Origin of the sequence: Ensifer sp. 22460, assembly GCF_052044935.1 — a bacterium.
Taxonomy (GTDB): Bacteria; Pseudomonadota; Alphaproteobacteria; order Rhizobiales; family Rhizobiaceae; genus Ensifer.
The window spans coordinates 1-17,621 of the sequence record NZ_JBQENZ010000055.1 but is presented as its reverse complement, the minus strand read 5'-3'; the positions used below and the strand labels follow the sequence as shown (position 1 = coordinate 17,621).

The following is a 17,621-nucleotide window of genomic DNA, read 5'->3' as shown; positions in this document are numbered from 1 at the left end:
CGACCGATAGCCGAGGCGGTAGCCAGCGTTGACATGCGCAATGCGGTCGCCAAAAGGGAAGTAGCTTACAGTATGCAACGCCCCTGCTACGGTTACGTCGGCATTTCGCAGCGCGGAGGCTGCACGATGGCGAGCGCTGCCGACATCCCGTCTCGGCGGCTGTTTGCCATCTCCATGTCCCCGGCGGAGCGTGAGCGTGAGGTACCATCGACCGCCGGAACGTGGGTCGGCGCCGCGAAGGTCACCAACGAGCATTCGTCATCATCGCATGCCTAGGCATCGTTACGATTCCGTGAGCGGCAGCAGAGACCCTGAGATGTCTTCTTACCGGGCTGGTGCAGCGCCGGCACGGCCGCGCGCGCCCGTCACTGACCGTGGCAACCGCGAAACTCCTTCAAATTTTTTCCTGCGAATCCGCCGGAAGAATTGGCTCATCCTCTTCCGCCCGGAGGTACTTCGACACCGACGCTTACCACTGGCGTGGCGAACTCTAGGAGCCACAAAAATCGAGGTGGTCGTCCGGTATGATTTCTGGACGAGCAGACCTTGACAACGTAGGTTACATAAAGGGACGGTAACTAAATCAGCGATTGTCGCAGCTGAGTGGATAAGGGGGCGATTGATGGACACCTTGGTGGCACGCGGATCGGAGGACATGGCGGAATCGTCAGGATCTGTGCCAAGTCCAGCAGATATTCGTGACCAACTTGCGCGCATCATTTCGAGTGCCGAGTTTCCAAAAGGAGGCCGCGGCCCGGCCTTTCTCAGTTTCGTCGTCGAGGAGGCCCTTGCGGGGCGAGCGCTTCGCCTAAAAGGCTACACAATCGCGGTTGAGGTATTCAAGCGGAGCGAAGACTTCACCCAGGATGACCCGGTCGTCCGCATCGAGGCCGGACGGCTGAGACGGGCGCTCGAGCGCTACTATCTCGTGGCGGGACAGGACGACCCCGTCAGGATAGATATTCCAAAAGGACGCTACGCGCCTTCGTTCACCTGGAACGCTCCGATCTCAGCGGCCCCCATCTTTGCCTCTGTCGAGGAGGAGCGCAAACAGCTCGATCACTCATGGCCGCGTCGTGGGTGGCTAATGCTCGGCCTTTTCGGCGTTCTCGCACTTGCGGCACTGACATACTGGGGAAGCGAGCGCATAGTTGAGGCCGCGAAGCGGAGCGGAACCGCAATCTCGCCTGACGAGCCGACGCTGGTGATCGCACCTTTTGCCAATCTCGGTGACGGCCCGCAGGCTCAACTTTACACATCAGGGCTGACAGAGGAACTGCTCACCGCCCTGCCACGGTTCAAGGAGATCATGGTTTTTGGCCGCGAGACGTCGAAGTCTCTCTCCCCCCAGGTTGAGGCTTCCGAAATTCGTGGTGGGCTCGGTGCTCGCTATCTGCTTGCAGGCGCCGTCAGGGTGTCTGGTCCTAAGGTCCGAGTGACGGCGCGCCTATTAGACACATCCGACGGCGCAATCCTGTGGTCCCAGACCTACGACGATGACCTAACAAGCCGGGAACTTTTCGTCATCCAATCCGACGTCGCGAGCAAGGTTGCGGCCGCTGTAGCCCAGCCGTACGGCGTCATCGCGCAGGCTGCGACAGCAAGCCCGCCCCCAGAAGACCTCGGGGTCTACAACTGCACACTCCGCTTTTACGCGTATCGTTCGGAACTGAGCCCGGAGACTCACCTCAAGGCCCGAGAGTGTCTTGAAAGCGTCGTGGCACGTTACCCCAGTTACGCGACGGCATGGGCAATGTCGTCCATCTTATACCTCGATGAGGATCGCTTCCGCTTCAACCTCAGGAGTGGCCAGCCGGCGCCAATTGAGCGGGCGCTGCACTCGGCCCGACGCGCAATCGAACTGGAACCAAGAAATACCCGGGCGCTTCAATCCCTGATGATCGCGCTTTTCTTCAACCAACAACTCACCGAGGCGCTTGAGGCCGGCGAGGAGGCGCTGGCATTAAACCCGAACGACACGGAGCTGTTGGGCGAATTCGGAACGCGGCTCGCAATCTGTGGCCAGTGGCAGCGTGGCGCGGATCTCCTTGACCGAGCTCTTGCGCTCAACCCCGGTGGAGCAAGCTACTACCACGGAGCACGAGCGCTCGCGGCCTATATGCTGAACGATCAGGATAAAGCGGTGAGTCTCATCCGCAAGACGAATCTACAAAAGTTCCCGATGTTTCATCTGGTCGCAGCCGCCATCTTCGCCGACGCTGGATTGTTGGACGATGCGAGGCGCGAGGGAGAGATATTCATGAAAATGCGCCCGGATTACATCCCGAACATCATCGAAGAACACAGGAAGCGCAACATCGATCCAAAGGACAACCTCCGAATGATCGCCTCGCTGCGCAAGGCGGGCCTTCCTGTGCCGAGCGCAGAGGAAGTCGAGGCGAAAACATTTGCCTCCGCTGCATCCAAAATCCCCTGACGGCTTCCGTGGCAAACAGATCCTACAGTCTCCTCGCACAGAGCTTACCAGACGTTACGGGTGTTCATTCTCGGCGGTGTCTACAGTTCGTCGATGTCAGGCGCCAGCCGGCGACTGAGGCATCCAAGCACCACGAGGCATAGGCCGATGATCCGCTGGAATACGAAAACCGCCCTTTCAACAGCCGCGTTCAGGTGTCGATCCTTGGGATCGCCGGTTTTTCGAAGGCCGCCCAGGCTCGCGTGGGTCGCCCGTTGACGCCTGTCAGCGTCGTGGGCGTCGCTCGGCGAACCGTGCGACGCTGCGCCGTCGGCGTCTATTGCCGCTAGGACCCAAATATCAAAGAAAAGTTGGAAGCGTTGACCCATTCTAACACTAACGATGGAAGCGTTACTCCATCCTCGAGCCGCTTGCGATGGATGATCCTTTGTCTGACGCTCGTCACCGTTTCCGGATGCGGCGGCCACCCGAAGGGTGTGCTGACGCCCGTCGCTGAGACGTCAGCCGATGTAAGCCGGGTGGAGATGTTAATCGCGACCACGCGTGCCCGCTCGGAAGTACCGGGAGAAATGTTCACAGGCGAGCGAGCACGTGCGCCGGCGTTTGCGGACATCACCGTCTCTATTCCTCCGGTGCGCAAGGTTGGGGATGTCGCGTGGCCGAAGAAACTGCCTCCCAATCCGGCCACCGACTTCGCAACCCTCAAAGCGGGCGAACTGACAAAGACTGAAGCTAAGGCTTGGCTAAACACTTCAGCCAGGAAGAGCGCCGACCGAAGCGTGCTCGTCTTCATCCACGGGTTCAACAACCGCTTCGAAGACTCGGTCTACCGCTTTGCCCAGATCGTCCATGATTCCGGCGTCAAGAGCGCGCCCGTTCTGGTGACCTGGCCCTCGCGGGGCAGTCTGTTGGCCTATGGCTATGACCGTGAAAGCACCAACTACACCCGCAACGCGTTGGAATCGCTGTTCCAATATCTGGCTGCGGACGAGGAGGTGAAAGAAGTCTCGATCCTTGCTCATTCGATGGGGAACTGGCTCACGCTGGAGGCGCTCCGTCAGATGGCGATCCGTAACGACCGCCTACCGGCAAAATTCAAAAACGTAATGCTCGCTGCCCCCGACGTCGACGTCGACGTGTTCCGATCGCAGATCGAGGACATGGGAGATCAACGCCCGCGGTTCACCCTCTTCGTATCGCAGGACGACCGGGCGCTCGCTTTCTCGCGCAGGGTCTGGGGTGACATTCCCCGGCTGGGATCGATCGATCCGGAGCAGGCCCCTTACAAGCAAGAGTTGGCGAACCACGATATCACCGTCATTGATCTGACGAAGGTCAAGGCCGGAGACAGCATGCACCACGGAAAATTCGCAGAATCGCCCGAGGTGGTCCAACTGATCGGCGCCCGGATTTCCGAGGGCCAGACGTTGACGGACAGCAAGATGGGGCTTGGAGATCACCTTATCGCTGGAACGACGGGAGTGGCGGCAGCGGCGGGCAGCGCTGCGGGTTTGATCCTCGCCGCTCCGGTCGCCGTTGTCGATCAAGCCTCTCGCGAAAACTATGAGCACCATTTCAGTGGGTTGGCGGGCCGGTCGGGCGGCCAGACGATCGCGGTCACGGGCTGCGCACCAAAACAGCGGATGGAACTTAGTTCGACCTGTGGCACGCAAAAGAATTGACGGACCAAAGAAGCCACTCGCGCAATCCTCACGTACATGCGGGCGCTAAGCATGGCGGACATCTCTGAGCCAAGACCGTATACGAAACTCTCGCATCGTTGAGAAACGAACAGTCGACCCCGCTGAGATGCACGAATGTTGTGAGGTACGAGACCCCGACGGCCACCGGAACCATATGCGCTCCACCCCGTTTAGCTATTAGAGACCATATCCCCCCTCTACCCCTGACGCTTCCTCTGCCGCCTGACAAATGGCTGTCTTTGCGCCGAGCACTATCCAGCACGCGGGAGCGTTCCTATGACCAGGCATTTCAAGTATGACAAAGAGGCCCTGCTTCGTGGCTGGGGCGCAGTCTACGATCTCGAAGAGTTCATTCTGGCCTATCGCCTGTCACCGCTTGCCGCGCGCGAAATCTTTGCGAAGGTCGGCCCCCGCAGGCTCGATCTGGCAAATGCGATGAACGCCCGAAACATAGCGGTGTCCCAGGAACAGTCGGAACACACCTTCCCGCAAAATTGACAAGCTTTTGGGCATCGACCGGGTTAGACGCGATGGTCATGTCACCTCGTCTTCCATGGATCCATCACCGGCGACTACCTTAACGCACGTTCAACGAAGGACGCACCGCGTTCAACTTGACCGACTCAAAAGTGAAGGAACTCAATCAGGTATTGCACAGAGTTCATCACACGAATTTTCTGACCGAGCAGATTCGAGGAATATTCTGAAGCGCGACGCGAGGACCAACAGCTGGATCGCGTGCCTTTCGGCGCGCGCAGTCCAGAAGAGCTCGCCACGGGCCTCGTGAAGTCCCAAATCCGCCGCGACGAGTCCCGTCAGAGTGATATTGAGAAGGTCAAGCTTCTCGAAGAGGGACAGAGCATATCGGAGCACTTCGCAGATGCTGTCATCAAGGCTGCGCAGGACCTGGAAGAACCCAATACAAGGCCGGGCTCAGCCGATCGGCGTCCTCATCTCTCAACTTGATGTTTATATGAATAATCCCTAATATAATTGCAGATGGTTCGTAGGTGGCGGTATCGCACGCACCCGCCAAAATGACGTGTGTGCGCTGCCATTCGCTGGCAGGAGATCACTAGCTCTGAGAACACGCAGCGCTCCGCCAACATGGCCTTCCCCGAACGCGACTCTGGATCGAAGGAGCGCCTCATGCCTAATCCTAAGTCCCCAAACGAAGTCGACGCAACCGTTGGTCGCAATGTCAGACGCATCCGCAATATGCTCGGCATGTCCCAGGAAGCTCTCGGCGCGAAGCTCGGTTTAACGTTTCAGCAGGTTCAGAAGTACGAGAAGGGAATCAACCGGATTTCGGCAAGCAAGTTGGTTGCCATGTCGCATGCGCTTGACTGCAGTATCGGCCAGTTCTTCACCGACGTTGACGCCAGCACAAATACTCTCCCGATTCCCAATGTCAGCTCTGCGGCTCTCAAGTTGGCGGGCCAGTTCGACAAGATTGCGTCGTCTTCTCAGCGCGATGCCGTGTCCAAGCTTGTCGCATCGTTAGCGCGCCACGAAACGCACTCCGCACCTACCGAGGAATGATGGCAGCGACGGGAAGCCCCCATATAACGTGCGGCTCGTGGCCGGAGCATCTTCGTGGGAAAGCGCGGCTGAACGCTGACTACGGTATCCGCGGCTCGGGGGACGCACGAACTGCAGCCCGTTTTGCCTCCAAGACTTCGGCCTGGGTCAAAAGTCACCACGCCTTTGTACTAAGGTTCTGAGCGATGATATCGCCAATAGGCAGAAGCGGTCGTGGGCGTCTCGTCCGCAGCCCTCGCCGTCCTGCGAACCCCGATTGCGATACCCGGCAAAATGAGACGCCTCTCCCAGTCGGCAGAAGCGCCTTGCCGCACGATAGAATCTGGCCGATTAACTACACCGGTTTGTTGATCACTATGGCGCCGACTAACGAACGGCCTTGAATGCCGCTCTTAGCTCCTCCGCAAATATCAGCGGCTGCTCCCACGCAGCAAAATGCCCGCCTTTTTCGACCTGGTGGTAGTAGTTGAGCGAGGGATACGCCAGTTTGCTCCAACTTTCTGGCGCGCGGTAGATTTCTTTGGGGAAGACAGTGATAGCGACGGGGACTTTGATGTCCTTCGTCTTTTGCGCGTCAGAGCTGAAGTTATTGTTGTTGTTTTCCCAGTAGAATCGCGACGATGACGCGCCAGTATTTGTCAACCAATAGAGCGTGATGTCGTTCAGCATCTCGTCCCTGGAAAACACCCGTTCGGGAACGCCGTCGCTGTCGCTCCACTGAGCAAATTTTTCATAGATCCATGAAGCTAACCCAGAAGGTGAGTCAGAAAGCGAGTACCCGATGGTCTGTGGGCGGGTGACCATCATCGCGCCATATGCAGCATTGCGGCCGAAGAAGGTGCTCAAGGAGTCATACGCTTCCTTTTCAGGGGGTGCCAAGCTTGCAGGAGCCGGATCCCCGCTATTGATAGCCTCCATGAGATCACCGGGGACCGTTGCAGGCATGTTGAGATGGATTGCTAGTAGGCCCTTCGGAGCTTGGCGAGCCAGCGCATCAGAAATAACCGAACCGTGGTCGCCTCCCTGGGATACGTAATGGTCGTAGCCGAGACGCTCCATCAAGACATCCCATGCACGTGCCACTCGGTCCGGCCCCCAACCTAGGTCAGTTGGACGTCCTGAAAATCCGTGGCCCGGTATGGACGGTATGACTACGTCAAACGCGTCTTCCGGCTTGCCTCCATAAGCCACCGGGTCGGTCAGGGGCCCAATCGTCTTGATGAACTCAAACATCGACCCAGGCCAACCGTGGGTCAGAATAACTGGGAGGGCATTAGGGTTTTTCGAACGGACGTGGATGAACTGGATATCGACACCGTCAATCTTCGTTATGAACTGTGGCAGGGCGTTTAGTTCCGCTTCAGCTTTGCGCCAGTCATATTTCGAGCGCCAGTATTCGACGAGCTCTTGAACTCGCGTTAGCTGGATCCCCTGAGAGGCGTCGCTAACCGTCTCCTTGTCCGGCCACCTAGTCGCGGCAATGCGTCGACGGAGGTCGTCAAGCTGCGCCTGAGGAACTTGGATCTGAAAAGGACGAATCGTTTCGTCGTTGACGCCACTCGCATCAGTTGCCGCAGAGTTTCCATCGGCTGCGTTCGCGGGTAGCGGATAAGCGGTTTGCAACAGCATTGCTCCCAGAACAAACGCGATCGCGCGACCGTCTCCCCGAAGACCCATCGTATCCCTTCTGTGTTTGGTCATCAAAATAGCTCCTGTGGTTTTCACGTTTGCCGCGGCGTCATTCGACGTCCCGACTGGAAGAGCCTAGGAACCCTGGGTATCCACGATGTTTCGCAAATCACGGGAAGTGTATCAAAGCCTACAACTGGAGTGATCGTTGCAATTTGTGGCCAATTGGACATCTGCCAGGGGACGCGGACAGCATTGTGAGGGCCGCGCGCGTCCAAGGCGACGGTGGGCTTTCAAGATCTGATCGTAGGAACGAGAACGCGTGCGCTGCAGTCCGACTGCAATTCGTTGATCGCATTGGCAATCAATTTCCGCAACATTCGTCCGGAACGCCCAGGCCTCGCCCGGTTCTGCCGGCACCTGATCCGAAGCAAAGATCTCCTGACGTTGGCGCCGTTGTCTCCTCGACAGGCATGCGTGCGGGGCTGCCACTGCCAAGTCAGGCAGTCCAACAATAAGGGCTCGGCACACCGGCGATCCAGAAACCGGTACGCCCAGCAGGCCCTGCGCAAGGGCGGTTCCGATCATCCCGTAGACGACCCCCTCCACGGTCGCACCGATGACCGTCAGCAGCCTTTTGCCCCGAGGGCCATGGAGAGGAACCAAAAGAAGGTGATGGACATGCTGAGAGCAAGCTCCCTTTAGTTTCTTGAACTCAGCCATGAACGCTGGGGCATCATGAACAAGGTTCTCCCAATAGGCGGCCACAACCCTCGCCAATGATCGGCAGACCCTTAACCGAGGCGGGTAGCGACGAAGGCCCCTCCTCCAAGACGCGCGTAATCGCTTGAGCGACGTTCTTTATGTCGTCCACAAGCGACACTCACGAGGAACGCAAGCGGCGTTGCCAAAGCGACGACGACGAGCATCGTCATGATCGCCGCGGCGGCTGCACGGTATCCTCCGACGGCACGTTCGCATTAGGGGGGATGTGCGTGACCGCAATGAGGAGCGCACACACCCCCCTGTCCAGGAAGTACAGTGCCCGCCCAGGCGAGTTTAGGTCCGAGGACTGCCTGCAATCGCTACTGGGCCTTGGTTCCTTGCTTCAGGCGAATACTGACGGGTCTACCCTCCGCCTGCTGAACCTCGAACTTGTTTGTCTTCCGGATGAGGTCGCTGAGCTTTCGAAACCCGAAAGTACGCGGATCAAAGTCGGGTGCCAAGTTGAGCAGTTGCTTGCCAACGGTACCCAGATTCACCCACCCTTCCTCGGTTTCTTCTTGGGCAAGAACTTTTTTTATCAACGGCACGGCGGCGCTCACCGGTTGCAAGGACTTTGCGGCTGATGCGGCATCCTGTTCGTCTTTCCCTGCGCCTGCAAGCAGGTTTTCAGTGTAGATGAATCGGCGGCAGGCCTGCCGGAAGCTCTCTGGAGTCTTTTGTTCGCCAAAGCCAAAAACGTCGATGCCCTGCTCGCGAATACGGGCGGCCAAACGCGTGAAATCGCTATCGGACGAAACGAGGCAGAAGCCATCAAAACGACCACTATGCAGCAAATCCATGGCGTCGATCACCAGCGTGATATCTGAGGCGTTCTTGCCGGTCGTGTAGGCGAATTGCTGCTGCGGAATGATCGCGTGTTTCGCAAGCACATCCGCCCATGCCTTGGAACGCGTGCCCGAGAAATCGCCGTAAATGCGGCGGACGCTTGCCTCCCCGATCTTTGCAACCTCTTCGAACAACCCGTCGGCGATCTTTGCCGAGGTGTTGTCGGCGTCGATAAGGACCGCAAGGCGTGGCGATCGAGGCTCAGACGGCATGCTTTGCTCCTCTCGTAATCGTCATAGCTTAGCAGCCAGTTCGCCATCGCACTATCCGGCTTTCCAGCCAGCACTCTTGTTCGCCCCCATCAGCGCCATCAGCGGTCAGATCTCGGCGAAACTGATATGGCCCGCCCAAACCGCGATCACACTTCAGTTTCTCGATAATTGGAGGCTACTGGTGCCTTGGATACACGAAAGGTCATAGTTCCGACGAGATCGAGGAAGACGCCTGTACCTGTCCCGAAATGGAGGAGATCTGCAAGATCGGCCACGCTGCGCGTGACGTGCCGCCCGTCACCCAAACCGCCCACCGAATCCGATGATCCTCGTGGCGACCTCCGTGGCGACGCAGGCCCATACGAGAAATGTCGTGGGTGGCTGGTAGCTCTCGAAACGCTGGGCGTTCGAGTCGGTTGCTGTTTGGGCTCCGCCGCCCATGTACTGTCCGTAATGTTGGTGGGCGGGTTTCTGGCCGCCCTCCTCTCCAGGCCGGAACGGAGGCACGACTGGCGCGTCACATCCTACGTTGGAGTGCAGCAAGAAATAGCATCGTGCATCATCTTGATCGTTGTCATTGTGCTCTTGCTTAGCGGCGGCTGTACGGTCGCGGTCGCTGGTATTGAGCCATCAGCCGTTGCGGTCGCCGGGATCAGAGACCAAGCATTCCTAAGAATGCGGCTCTGCAACATGGAGTAGCGATCTCCGACATAATTGGGCTTCAGCCGACGGTATGTTAAGGAGGCGCCGTACCGCGGGGCCCCTCAAAAAAAGGCGCTACAGTGGTTGTTCACAGGTGGAGGCGATCGCCGGCCCGCTTGGGGGTATTGAGAATACACAGCGCCCGCGCTGCATTTTTGGGGCTGAGCCCCTCCATCTTCCAAGGGCCTATTTCTGCAGTCTCTCCCGTGAAGACGTGATAGATCGAATAGGTTCCGTTTCCGTCGAAACGGCGACCATACTGATCGAGCTGTCCGGATCTGTTCGGCGCGCCCCCTTCGGATTCCCATGCGCTGATGACGAGCGCGTGTTCTTCGTGTTTACTCTTCATCTGCAGCCCTCCTTGCGGCGGTCGCCTGTGCCCCCGACTGGCGACGCTGCTCACTTATCGGGCGTCATGCCCCGTTCAATCGGCTGCAGATAACTTCGTTGCTCACTCGCTCTTGGCCGAGTTCATCATTGCGGATGCGATACCGAGGCGAGTTGTCCCTGAAGGCGAGTTTGGCGACGACATGATCGTTTCCGCCGCTAGGGGTGAAATATTTGCGCGAAAGGCGCACTGACAGACCGATCGGGAATCGATGGTTACGCGTTGATGTTGCCATTACGGTTAGGATGACGGCGAGATTGCGGCTTCGCGGCGATCGACGGCTATCAGGCGTTCAAGCTCCTCAGGATCGATTGCTATCAGACGCTTTCGGTATTCGTTCGCGGCCGTGGCTGGTAGCGTGATAAAGGTCGCCACACGGCGATAGGCGAGCCACGAGATGCCTTCGATCAACTCCTCGTCCTCATCGACTTGGTAGTCGCCAGGCGACACTATCTCACCGAGGTCTGGCATCCAGAATGGTTGGTCGAAATGGACTGTTCGATGTTTCGTCCGGGCAAACATGCTGCCCTCCTTTTCTGTGGCATACGTGGGCGAGATTCAGCAGGCTGTTTGGCGCCAATAACAGCGCGAACAGCTCCCGTCGCTACGGCCTCATCGGACGAAGCTCATAACGACGGCACCGCACGGAATCGAGATTGGTGAGTTTGGCGGGCTTACTGCCTCTGATGAAGCAAAAAGCCAAGCTCGCCTCAAAACCATCGTAAATCTGTATGCCTTGAATACGGCTTTACTATGTTTATTGATTGAGAATATGTTTTATCGAAAAAAAATGTTCGGATTTTATAAATATAGTCGTACTGATAAATCGATATTTGTCGTTTTCGTCCCAAGATCATTTACAGTCATTATTTGAAACGTACTTTTGTATGGACATTGTAATTGGTTGTTTACATTAATTCTTTTAAAGCGCACTGTAGAAAATCCGGATTGCCATTGGCTCCCTGGTCCGAGCGCGAGCCCGCAACGATCCCGATAATCAACCTGATTAAAGGGAATGAAATCATGACATTCGATCAAGTCCTTGAGCGGACAAAGCCCTATGCGATTGGTTTAGTTGTCGGGCTTATTGCCGCGCCGATCATCGGCTTCAATGCGGGATGGATTACCACCACGACTGCCAGCACTCTGGCGACAGAGACGGCTAGAGTGGACGCGCTTTCCGGCATTTGTTCAAGTGCTGCAGGACGAATGGCGACTGCCAACAGCACGGATCTCGCGACGCTTAAGGGCTACGACAATCGTGCGAAACGTGACGAACTCGTAGCAGCCATTATGGCCGATATCAAAATTCCAGCGGACGTCCTCGGCAAGGTCAGCACGAGCTGCAGCCGCTCACTATCCTGAAGCGCGGCAGACGCCGCGTAATGAGTAGACCAACCAGAACGGAAAATAGGAGATCGCTGGAAAACATCCTGGACGGACGTTCGGGGTACCGCGCCGTTGAATGAAGCTTGTAAGTTATCCCGACATTAGCTCTTTCAGGCGCGTAAATTGGACTTGGCATTGGGAAGAGTTGGTCGGGACTTTATCAAATGACACAAGCTCAGGCTTTCGCCTTCACCATTTTGATCGGCCTGATGGTCGCTTTCATATGGGGACGCCTCCGCTACGACCTCATTGCGGTTCTCGCGTTGCTTGCCGCAGTTTTCACCGGCATCGTGCCGCACAAAGCAGCGTTCTCCGGCTTCGGGGACGACATCGTCATCATTGTAGCCAGCGCGCTGATCGTCAGTGCCGCGATTGAGCGCAGTGGTGTCATAGAGGCATTCCTCCATCGGGCGGCGCCTAGCCTGACCTCCGTGCAGGGGCAGGTTGTTATGCTCGTGACGACTGTTTCGCTTCTCTCCGTCTTCATCAAGAACATCGGCGCGCTGGCGATGATGATTCCGGTCGCATTCCAGATGGCGCGCCGGTCGAAAGCTTCCCCTTCATCTTTTCTCATGCCGATGGCGTTCGGTTCCTTGCTTGGCGGGCTCACAACCCTCGTCGGCACATCGCCGAACATCGTCGTCTCCCGGATGCGCGAGGAACTGACAGGCCGCCCTTTCAACATGTTCGATTTCACCCCAGTCGGTATAGGGCTTGCCGCCGCGGGAGTAGTTTTTCTGACACTTGGCTACCGGCTGCTTCCCAAGGAGCGCAAAGCGGTCGCGACAATGGAGAAGGCGCTGGACATCAAGGACTACATGACCGAAGCCCGCGTTACTGCGACTTCGTCCGTCGTCGGCAAGTCGATCCGTCACCTGTCGATCTTGTTGGACGAGGAGGTCCTGGTCACTGGCCTCATTCGCAATCGAGTCGAACCACTGAGGCCGCTGCCAAACGTCGTCCTCCGTCAAGGTGATATCGTTCTTTTGGAAGGAGACCCTCATGCGCTCGAACGAGGCATCAGTCGTGCGCGGCTGGAACTGGAGGGGCACGACCGCCCCACGAAAGCGAAGGGAGCCGACGAGGAGATTGCCGGAATTGAGGCAGTGATCGGCCCGAAATCAGTCTTGATCGGGGAAACCGCCAAACGTTTGGCGCTGCATGATCGCTTCAATATCAATCTGCTCGCGGTAAGCCGAAGCAGCGAGCGCTTCACTGATCGATTGCGCGACATCGTGTTAAGACCAGGCGACGTTCTCGTTTTGAAAGGCGATCTCGTGCTTCTCCCAACCATGTTGATGGAACTCGGCCTTCTTCCGTTGGCCGGACGCGAAATCCGCTTGGGGACCCCCCGAAAAGGCCTGATACCTGTGGTGGTCCTGGCTGGTGCCATGGTGCTAACGGCATTCGGCCTGCTGCCCGTCGCCACAGCCTTTTTTACGGCTGCTGTGCTGACGGTAATGCTCGGTTCACTTTCGCTTCGGGAAGCTTACGAGGCTGTCGATTGGCCCATCCTGATAATGCTCGGCGCTCTCATTCCGGTCAGCGAGTCGATCCGTGCGACCGGTGGTGCCGACCTTATCGCCGGCGGCCTCGCTCACATTGCTACCACCTTGCCCCCCTATGGGGCCCTTGCAATGATCATGGTCGTCGCGATGGCAGCAACACCGTTTCTGAACAATGCAGCCACCGTTCTCGTAGTCGCGCCGATCGCGGTCACCCTTGCTCAGCGCCTTGGCTACAATCCGGATGCGTTTCTGATGGCAGTCGCGGTGGGGGCGGCTTGTGACTTTCTCACGCCTGTTGGACACCAATGCAACACCTTGGTGTTGGGGCCCGGCGGTTATCGTTTTGGCGACTATTGGAAGTTGGGGCTGCCGCTCTCGTTCATTGTCGTCTTAATGGGCGTGCCTCTGATCCTGTGGTTTTGGCCGCCCGTTTAGCGCAAGCGTCGTTTCAATTCCGATTTCAGGTTCACGTGGCGTCAGCAAGCCAGAATGAGCAGAACGATCGCCACGACGCGGAGACAAAGCATACTGACAGTTGCCGCCGCTCTTACTGGGAAAACTTTACTCATGACGCTCCGGCCTTCATCCTCGAGCTCAAAAAGCTGACCGGCCCTATCACCGATATTGCCCTCGCTGGCGGTGCCGCGTTCGGCGTCGGCCTACTCGAACCCGGGCTAAGGATATTCATCACCTTTTTCCTGTTCCTGCACGGCCGACGCATGATCAGTTTCATGCGTCAAATCGGTGAGCGGATTGCCGGCGCTCGCGCCAGAAGGCTGCTCACGGTCATTGGCATGACCGTGAAAGGTGTCGTTTAGGGAATGATCGGAACGGCACTTGCCCAAGGGCTGTTGGCCGGCATCGGCTTCTGGATCGCCGGCGCGCCGCAGTCGCTATTACTGAGTTGCCTGACATACTTGCTCTCGTTTATGCCCGCAGGACCACCGTTTGTCTGGGGTCCCGTTGCGCTCTGGCTTCTCATGCAGGGATCAGTTTGGTGGGGCCTCTTCATCGCTTTGTGGGGCCTGCTTCTCGTCAGCAGTATTGACAACTTCCTACGCCCATATTTGCTTAGCCAGAACATCAATCTGCCCGTGCTGCTTGGCCTGTTCGGGCTTGTTGGCGGCGTCCTCACCTTTGGATTAATCGGGCTTTTTCTCGGGCCGACCTTACTGGCGGTGCCCTACAACCTCTTTCTAGAGTGGGTCGCGACGGAACTCGAAGAACGTAAGCTACCGGCGTCGCCTTCTGGTGCGGCTGGCCACTTGGAAGCCGATTCAAGGGATTGAAGTTGACGGATCTTCGCTTCAGAAAACGTCCGGGCTCGGCTGATCCTCGCAAGCGGTTCTGGCACCCACGCTTCCCTCCATAGTGGCAAGCCCGTGCACTGATCAAAATAGGTCCAGGTAGCTGAGCAACAAGACGATGCCGACGACTATAACGACAATCTGAGCCATCTGCTTCATCGTCGAGTCAATCGGAAGTTTTTGCACGAGGTACAGCGCCAAGGCGATGACAAGGGCCGTGATCAGGATGCTGATTATGATGGACATGCCCTAGGTCCGTTTGAAGGAACCGCCTTCCGGCAGTGACGGTGTAAATATGGCTGAGTTCTATAAAGGGAAGAGCGGCGTGGACGCGACACGGACAAACGGCGCTGGAGACACCCGCGAAGGCGCGAGCTCACCGGCCCAACCTCAGGACATCGCACAATCGCGGCGGCCCCTCTTGGCGAGGCTGTAGATCTCAGGGAAAGCGGCGAGGTCCCGACGCTTAGCGACGTTCGATCGCAAGCTGTCAACGGCGGCGGTGACCGGTGGGAATTCTGCCTTGCACCTAATCGCTTCGAGGAAGCCGTGAGTTTCCGACGATACGGTATGCGACTTTAATCGGACGAAATCATCGCAAGCGTCATCGGCCGGAACTCCTTTCGGCAGAGCATGCCCGCGAAAGCCCCAAGCCGAATCATGGCCTTGATACTTGGTAATGTGTCGTGCGGGCGGTACATATTGGAAAGCTCGAATTCCTGGGAAGTATGAACTAGAATTCAGCGCGAAAACTTGTAAGTTGAGCGACCTTTTCCAATCTACGAGCGGCCAATGCAGGTTCTAGTACGTGATAACAATGTCGATCAGGCGCTCCGCGTTCTGAAGAAGAAACTCCAGCGCGAGGGCATTTTTCGTGAAATGCGGATGCGCGAGGCTTTTGAAAAGCCCTCGGTTAAGAGAGCGCGCGAGAAAGCCGAGGCCGTGAGCCGCCAGCGCAAGAATGCTCGCAAGCAAATGCAACGCGAAGGCCTGCTCCCGTCGAAGCCGAAAAAGAGCAGATAGCTTGATGAACGCTCAAAGCCGCCGCTGTGAGGGTGGAGCAGAGCGCGCGCCTCAATTTTACGAACGCGCACCTTGATTGAGCCTCTGCCCGCTGCGGAGGCTCAATCATTTTAAGCAGCACGATGATAGTGTTTTGGCTTCCAGCAGCGCTCGAATATCAGGCGCGCCTCACCTGCCCGGGCGCGCAGCGAGCGGGCAATGTCGATAATGTCGTCCCGCGACGCCGTTGGGTCTTCCTTGTTCCAAGCAACCCCGAGCCCGATCTTGACCAGAAGGCCAGCAGCCTCTTCGATCATCGCGATCCAGCAATGGTGAAGTGGCTTGGCACGCGCAGGCTATGAATAGAGGAGGTCGCCTAGGCTCTGTTGACAAAGTTTTGTCCCGTCTCCCTGCGGACGCTTTGCCGAAACTCCTGCCGCTGGCCTTTGACCGCTCGTGGAGTGGCAAGATTGCCCGAAATCCTGCCACTCCGCGTTGTGTTGATATCTCCGCCGATCTTAGACAAGCCGACCTTCATTTTGCGGTGAAACGTCGGTTGTGCCCTCGTAGTTAGAGGTATCGTTTTCGATCACCAATCGTCCCCGGAGTTGGTCGATAGCCCGTTGGAAAACGGCTGGATCGTCCATTGCCCGAGAAAGAATAATTGCTCCTTGGATAGCGAGAACTGCCTCTTCCGCGAGGAGGCGCGATTGATCGGCTTCACGGCCCTGCCGAATAAGCGCCGACTGCAATGCGTCCACCCAAGCTACGAAATAACCTCGGATAGCTTGCGCGAAGAGGTCACGCGTATTGGCCACTGCCAAGGCACCGACGAGGCACACGCGCCTGCCGGACCGAAAATATTGGTCCGTCGAGGCGAGCATGGCACGGATGGCACCATTAACATCGCTCTCGTTACGCAACGGGGAATATACGGCATCCTCGAACCATTGGCCGATTTCGCCGAGAACAGCCCGCACCATCTCTTCCTTTCCGTTCGGGAAGAAGTGGTAGAGGCTGCCCTTGCCGAGACCGGTAGCCTTGCCGATCAAGGCAAGGCTTGCGCCTTCGTAGCCATGTTCGCGGAAAACTTCGGCCAACGGGGCTATGGCGTCGGCTCTTTCAGCGACCATGCGGGCCATGATTAGAGGCCCAGATCGCTGAGGCTGGCGTGATCATCCGGCCGACGGCCAAGAGGCCAGTGGAACAGACGATCGCTTTCAGCAATCGGCATTTCATTGATGCTCGCGTGTCTGTGCGCCATCAGACCGTCCTCTGCGAATTCCCAGTTCTCGTTACCATATGCGCGGTACCAGCGGCCGCCATCGTCGCGATATTCATACGCGTAGCGTACCGCGATGCGGTTACCGGTGAAAGCCCATAGCTCCTTTATGAGGCGGTATTCGTGCTCCTTGTTCCACTTACGTGTCAGGAATGCCTGAGCTTCTTCGCGATTGCTCGCGAACTCGACGCGGTTCCGCCAGCGGGTGTCGAGCGTATAGGCCAGAGCGACTTTCGCCGCGTCTCTAGTGTTCCAACCGTCTTCGGCCAACCGAACCTTTTCGATGGCGCTTTCGCGGGTGAAGGGGGGGAGTGGGGGACGTGACATCTTTAGTTCCTTGTTGAATTGATGGGATTGTACCGATCGGTAATCTGTTTACCGATCGGTACAATCTCGTATGAACATGTGGTTGTCAAGTGGCATTTCCGTCTGGCTGTTTGAGATCGATTTGGAGCGGCACGTGGTAGACTCGTTGGCGGCCGCTACCGACTAGAGCGTTTCCCTGACTGATTGAATCATTTGGGCTTTGCAAATCAGATGGGTTCTGATTCAAACTTTCTGCCGATGGAGGTCGGCAGATAATGTCGAAAGCCCTTTCCGTTGATCTTCGCGCACGTGTTCTTGCCGCCGTCTCAGCCGGAGCGTCGCACCGGGAGGCTGCCGAGCGCTTTGGCGTCAGTGCGGCCAGCGTGAGCCGGTGGCGAAACCTGCAAGTCCGTCAGGGCCATGTTCGACCGGGTCCGCTGGGTGGAGACCGTCATTCGTACAAAACCGAAGCCAACGCCGACGCGATCATGTCGTGGCTTGAGGAACACCGGGACGGCACCTTGTTCGAACTTCGTGATGCCCTTGCAGCTCAGGGCATCGCCATCAGCAAGTCGGCGCTGCACCGTTTCCTTGTCCGGCACA

17 protein-coding genes and 4 pseudogenes are annotated in these 17,621 nt (G+C 57.5%); 11 read left to right on the top strand and 10 right to left on the bottom strand.

Annotated elements, in window-relative coordinates:
• The 5 genes from ACTJKM_RS35480 to ACTJKM_RS35460 form a co-directional block, all read left to right on the top strand.
• The coding region (locus ACTJKM_RS35480) for a hypothetical protein (RefSeq protein WP_440639888.1) at nucleotides 1-276 on the top strand (276 nt) is incomplete at its 5' end.
• A gap of 346 nt (nucleotides 277-622) precedes the next feature.
• Nucleotides 623-2,437, top strand: coding sequence for an adenylate cyclase (locus ACTJKM_RS35475; protein WP_440661861.1), 1,815 nt, complete (start codon nucleotides 623-625; stop codon nucleotides 2,435-2,437).
• Between the two features lie 419 nt (nucleotides 2,438-2,856).
• The gene (locus tag ACTJKM_RS35470) at nucleotides 2,857-4,119 is read left to right on the top strand and encodes an alpha/beta hydrolase (RefSeq protein WP_113515355.1); all 1,263 of its coding nucleotides are present in this window, start codon (nucleotides 2,857-2,859) and stop codon (nucleotides 4,117-4,119) included.
• Between the two features lie 297 nt (nucleotides 4,120-4,416).
• Nucleotides 4,417-4,638, top strand: a complete 222-nt coding sequence (locus tag ACTJKM_RS35465) for a hypothetical protein (protein ID WP_058329888.1) — start codon at nucleotides 4,417-4,419, stop codon at nucleotides 4,636-4,638.
• Nucleotides 4,639-5,289: 651 nt separating this feature from the next.
• Complete coding sequence (locus ACTJKM_RS35460; protein WP_058329897.1) at nucleotides 5,290-5,682, top strand: helix-turn-helix domain-containing protein; 393 nt, start codon at nucleotides 5,290-5,292, stop codon at nucleotides 5,680-5,682.
• 366 nt (nucleotides 5,683-6,048) lie between these two features.
• Here the strand turns inward: ACTJKM_RS35460 and ACTJKM_RS35455 are convergent, their stop codons facing one another.
• From ACTJKM_RS35455 to ACTJKM_RS35430, 6 genes and pseudogenes are all read right to left on the bottom strand, one after another.
• Nucleotides 6,049-7,359 (bottom strand): epoxide hydrolase family protein, encoded by a 1,311-nt coding sequence (locus ACTJKM_RS35455; protein WP_440661862.1) that lies wholly within the window; start codon nucleotides 7,357-7,359, stop codon nucleotides 6,049-6,051.
• A gap of 446 nt (nucleotides 7,360-7,805) precedes the next feature.
• A pseudogene (locus ACTJKM_RS35450) lies at nucleotides 7,806-7,956 on the bottom strand (AI-2E family transporter); the annotation flags it as partial.
• Nucleotides 7,957-8,396: 440 nt separating this feature from the next.
• Nucleotides 8,397-9,134 carry an NYN domain-containing protein gene (locus ACTJKM_RS35445; protein ID WP_058329891.1) on the bottom strand — a complete coding sequence of 246 codons (738 nt, stop codon included), beginning with the start codon at nucleotides 9,132-9,134 and terminating at the stop codon, nucleotides 8,397-8,399.
• 790 nt (nucleotides 9,135-9,924) lie between these two features.
• Nucleotides 9,925-10,185 carry a hypothetical protein gene (locus ACTJKM_RS35440; protein ID WP_058329893.1) on the bottom strand — a complete coding sequence of 87 codons (261 nt, stop codon included), beginning with the start codon at nucleotides 10,183-10,185 and terminating at the stop codon, nucleotides 9,925-9,927.
• A 50-nt stretch (nucleotides 10,186-10,235) separates the two neighbouring features.
• Nucleotides 10,236-10,459 (bottom strand): annotated as a pseudogene (locus ACTJKM_RS35435) (hypothetical protein).
• Between the two features lie 5 nt (nucleotides 10,460-10,464).
• Nucleotides 10,465-10,746 carry a hypothetical protein gene (locus tag ACTJKM_RS35430; RefSeq protein ID WP_058329894.1) on the bottom strand — a complete coding sequence of 94 codons (282 nt, stop codon included), beginning with the start codon at nucleotides 10,744-10,746 and terminating at the stop codon, nucleotides 10,465-10,467.
• A 501-nt stretch (nucleotides 10,747-11,247) separates the two neighbouring features.
• Here ACTJKM_RS35430 and ACTJKM_RS35425 point away from each other — a divergent pair.
• The 3 genes and pseudogenes from ACTJKM_RS35425 to ACTJKM_RS35415 form a co-directional block, all read left to right on the top strand.
• On the top strand, nucleotides 11,248-11,589 hold the full coding sequence (locus ACTJKM_RS35425; protein WP_058329898.1) for a hypothetical protein: 342 nt from the start codon (nucleotides 11,248-11,250) through the stop codon (nucleotides 11,587-11,589).
• Nucleotides 11,590-11,777: 188 nt separating this feature from the next.
• Nucleotides 11,778-13,556, top strand: a complete 1,779-nt coding sequence (locus tag ACTJKM_RS35420) for an SLC13 family permease (RefSeq protein WP_113515391.1) — start codon at nucleotides 11,778-11,780, stop codon at nucleotides 13,554-13,556.
• 110 nt (nucleotides 13,557-13,666) lie between these two features.
• Nucleotides 13,667-14,410, top strand: a pseudogene (locus ACTJKM_RS35415) (AI-2E family transporter); the annotation flags it as partial.
• A 102-nt stretch (nucleotides 14,411-14,512) separates the two neighbouring features.
• On the opposite strand, the gene ACTJKM_RS35410 reads toward ACTJKM_RS35415, so the two are convergent.
• On the bottom strand, nucleotides 14,513-14,674 hold the full coding sequence (locus ACTJKM_RS35410; RefSeq protein WP_197423545.1) for a Thivi_2564 family membrane protein: 162 nt from the start codon (nucleotides 14,672-14,674) through the stop codon (nucleotides 14,513-14,515).
• 208 nt (nucleotides 14,675-14,882) lie between these two features.
• Between ACTJKM_RS35410 and ACTJKM_RS35405 the strand changes: the two are divergent.
• Together ACTJKM_RS35405 and rpsU are read left to right on the top strand one after the other, a co-directional pair.
• Nucleotides 14,883-14,981: pseudogene (locus ACTJKM_RS35405) on the top strand (TA system VapC family ribonuclease toxin); the annotation flags it as partial.
• Between the two features lie 239 nt (nucleotides 14,982-15,220).
• Nucleotides 15,221-15,451: a 30S ribosomal protein S21 gene (gene rpsU / locus ACTJKM_RS35400; RefSeq protein ID WP_057249963.1), complete on the top strand. Its 231-nt coding sequence runs from the start codon at nucleotides 15,221-15,223 to the stop codon at nucleotides 15,449-15,451.
• Nucleotides 15,452-15,561: 110 nt separating this feature from the next.
• Here the strand turns inward: rpsU and ACTJKM_RS35395 are convergent, their stop codons facing one another.
• The 3 genes from ACTJKM_RS35395 to ACTJKM_RS35385 form a co-directional block, all read right to left on the bottom strand.
• Nucleotides 15,562-15,747, bottom strand: coding sequence for a hypothetical protein (locus ACTJKM_RS35395; protein ID WP_058329896.1), 186 nt, complete (start codon nucleotides 15,745-15,747; stop codon nucleotides 15,562-15,564).
• A 201-nt stretch (nucleotides 15,748-15,948) separates the two neighbouring features.
• Complete coding sequence (locus ACTJKM_RS35390) at nucleotides 15,949-16,572, bottom strand: TetR/AcrR family transcriptional regulator (RefSeq protein ID WP_058321992.1); 624 nt, start codon at nucleotides 16,570-16,572, stop codon at nucleotides 15,949-15,951.
• Nucleotides 16,573-16,574: 2 nt separating this feature from the next.
• On the bottom strand, nucleotides 16,575-17,039 hold the full coding sequence (locus ACTJKM_RS35385; RefSeq protein ID WP_058321991.1) for a nuclear transport factor 2 family protein: 465 nt from the start codon (nucleotides 17,037-17,039) through the stop codon (nucleotides 16,575-16,577).
• A 254-nt stretch (nucleotides 17,040-17,293) separates the two neighbouring features.
• Here ACTJKM_RS35385 and ACTJKM_RS35380 point away from each other — a divergent pair.
• Nucleotides 17,294-17,621, top strand: a 328-nt coding sequence (locus ACTJKM_RS35380) for a helix-turn-helix domain-containing protein (RefSeq protein WP_440639882.1), incomplete at its 3' end; no start/stop codon positions are given.